The sequence below is a fragment of the Vibrio sp. 10N.261.55.A7 genome (genome assembly GCF_002877365.1).
In the GTDB taxonomy this organism is placed as follows: domain Bacteria; phylum Pseudomonadota; class Gammaproteobacteria; order Enterobacterales; family Vibrionaceae; genus Vibrio.
In genome coordinates, this window is sequence record NZ_MCWZ01000154.1 from 1 (window position 1) to 3,055 (window position 3,055).

A 3,055-nucleotide genomic window follows, 5' to 3' on the forward strand; every position below is an offset into this window, starting at 1 on the left:
CCTTGGTTGGTTAACACCTTCGATGAAAGAGAATGTTCAACAGCAATTGACGGCAATCGTCGCGCAGGACAACGCTGAGGCCGACCTTTCGGTGAACGTTTCTTGTACCAAAGACGAAGCAAGAGATTACCTGCTATTGAACTTTTATGGCTATTCGGAAGAAGAGTTGGCGGATCAAGTTGAATCGGAAGATGAGAAAGAAGTAGCGGATGAAATCACCGAGTTGCTCGCCGATGGGAATGATGCTGCAGTTTTTGAACACGAGATCGCGTTGCAAAGCTGTACTGATTGTAATGTAGAGGAAGAATAAACGAGGCTTCAATTACCTCTCTTGTATCAACTGAATATAGTTTCCACAGGTGTCGTCTAGCACCGCAATCATCGCTGATCCTGCTTTTCTTGGTTTAATTGAAAAGTGGCGTTGTCTATTTTGCTCATAGAAACCGATACGTTGAGTCATGACAGAGCGTTAGGTGTTAACGGGAAGAGCTTTGATATGCGCACCGTGCATGAACGTTGAGTTTGGTTGGCTACCATGCGGGAATTATTTTGAAAGAAGGCAACTTACATGGGGCTGGGAGATCTTTCTCAGTGGTAGGGGTGAGATAAGAAGGAGGCTTGGTTAACGTTAAAAAAGGCTCCCAATTATAGGGAGCCATTTATCTATTGTTACTATGTTATATCTAAACTTTGAACATTACTGCGGATTTAACCCAAGTGTTTGCAGTACGAGCTTGAAGTTATCCTGACGCTCTTTGATCGCGTGAACATCACCACTGACAGGACAAGTACTGTCAGGGCAGCCTCGGTTAACGATGCCAGATACGGCGTCAATAAACGCTGTACCATTTAAGCCGCCATCTACGTAGTTCTTCAACTCGGTATGATAGTTCCAACCAGCGTATGCCCCACCTTCATCGTTGTAAGCCTGTACTGATGTCACCCAGTAGAATAGACCTGCAATCCATTTGATCTCTCTGTTTTCTTCAGAGCTACAAATCAGCCCTGGATTCGAACAGAAATCGAGGTCAGCGTACAATGGACTTGTTGGTGGCGCTTCGACAGTGACACCGTTTACTGTTGTTCCAATCGTTTCAGGATCAACGTGAGAACGGCCCATGAAGTGGTTTAGCGTACCGAAGTTTTGACGACCTGTGGTTTGAATAACACCACGGCCCCACCAGCCACAACCTTCCACTGTGCCGTTAGTGTCAGTACCGTCCCAAATGAATTTACCCGCTTTTTGTTCTTCGTAGACTTTACATTCGTCACGTTCCCAAATTTGCTTGGAAGAGTCGACAGTTGTTGGAACATCCATACAGTGGCCATCGTTTGTCCAGCGACCAACGTTGCCATTCACCAACAAACCTTTCTCTTCAAACACAGAGTCTGGAGCGGCAAATATCGGAGCAGGTGCGCCATACCATTTGGCATTTGTGATGGCACTTACTTCCATTTTCGGGTCGCGAGGACAAGAATACGGATGGTCAACACCCGTGACTGGATCCATGCCGTAGTCAGCGTATTTTTGATCCAATTGGCCACAGCTCGCGGTCATTGGATAGTCAACTGGCGCACCGTACCTTACTTCGGACCAGTTATTCTCATCACAAGCATTGTAACGAATGGTCTCTTGCATACTTTGAGACAGGAAGGCTGCGATAGCGACCTTAGCGTACATGGCATTGGTTGCTTCATCTGCTGTGTCATCGAGTAACCAGAACGTATTGCCTGCAACACCGACATTGTGCATCGAGTTTAGACCCGCCAAGAAGTCAGCCCACTTGTACACGGTAGAAGGCACCCACTGTGATTGCGCTGTTTCAAAAAGGAACGCCTGATTGTTCATTGCTGACTCGGCACTTGCTAGATCTGAGTTAAGAGAAGCTAGGCGAGTTAACGGGCCATTCGCAACGTTTTCACCGACGTAGTAAAGCGGCACTGTAGCGGTTTCGTAGCGAGCAATTTTATCGTTCAAATCGACAGTTTCAGTATCGAATAGTACCGCGAAAACATTGCTGCTTGCCGCTTTACGTATTTTGCTTTCCCCAGTGGTGTTACCCATGAAGTAACTCGCCGCTTGAGCCGTTGGAATCGATGATAGCAACGCAGGTGTTTGAATGTAGTCACTCACTTGCTTCACGTATTCCAGTGCGTAATGCCATTGCTCATCGCTTAGCGCAGGAGAAGCACTTGACTTAGTAAAGGCGATAAAATCAGCTTTAGTGAGCGAATCTGCTTTAAATAATTCAAAGCTAGAGAGCAGATCCGATGATGATGATGCGGCGGCATTCCAAACAGCGCGTTTACCGGAATGGGTGTTATAAGCAAAGTCACCAATGCTGAGTGCCCAACCAAACGTGGCTTGTGGAGCCAATGTAGAGATAACGAGGTTGTGCGCTTGAGCCCAACCTTGCACGTCATCAGTCAGAGCGTTGATTTCATTGATGTCAATTTGGCTTCCAGTTGCATCTACAGCAGCAAGCAGTGCTTGTTTCACGGCAACGACACCAAGAGATTGCCCCTTGTCTGCTGACGCTACATCCAGCACATCACCGTTCAGGATGATGGAGGTTGAACCCACGAGATCAACGGTTTGAATCAAGGTCACAAATGCGTTTGTTAACTTGGTCGTGTCAGCAAGGTCTTGGCTGCCAATAGTATCAAACGCTAAAGTGGCTGGCGCAGCTAATGTGGAAGGGCTTGCTGCGACGAAGTGACTTGGCCAACCGCTGACTTCGAGTCTGACTGGGTCCATAGGGTTTGGCAATGAAAGCAATGGTGCAGAACCTGGAGGCGTATTGTCACAGTTCACGTGCAGCGCCCAACTACCATCACTTCCTGGCGTAGATGAGGTCCACCAATTGGCTGCATAGGCAATGTTTTCATTAACCATGATGTCACCCGCTGAAGCATGATCGCCGCGAGTCCAGTCAGGGTATACGTTGAATTCTGCGCAAACGCCAAGCGCTGGGCCTGGATCTGGTGTTGGGTCTGGTGTTGGATCAGGTGTCGGTTCTGGGTCTGGCGTTGGGTTAGGTGTCGGTTCTGGGTC

Annotated in this window: 2 protein-coding genes and 1 pseudogene; 1 reads left to right on the top strand and 2 read right to left on the bottom strand. The window is 47.9% G+C overall.

The genetic code is table 11. The annotated features are described in order from the left end of the window. On the top strand, positions 1-310 hold a 310-nt coding region (locus BCU12_RS09345; RefSeq protein ID WP_102404055.1), incomplete at its 5' end, for a hypothetical protein. 12 nt (positions 311-322) lie between these two features. Here the strand turns inward: BCU12_RS09345 and BCU12_RS23695 are convergent. Then, a pseudogene (locus BCU12_RS23695) lies at positions 323-415 on the bottom strand (VOC family protein); the annotation flags it as partial. Between the two features lie 282 nt (positions 416-697). Beyond that, the coding region (locus BCU12_RS09355; RefSeq protein WP_102404056.1) for a cellulose-binding domain-containing protein at positions 698-3,055 on the bottom strand (2,358 nt) is incomplete at its 5' end.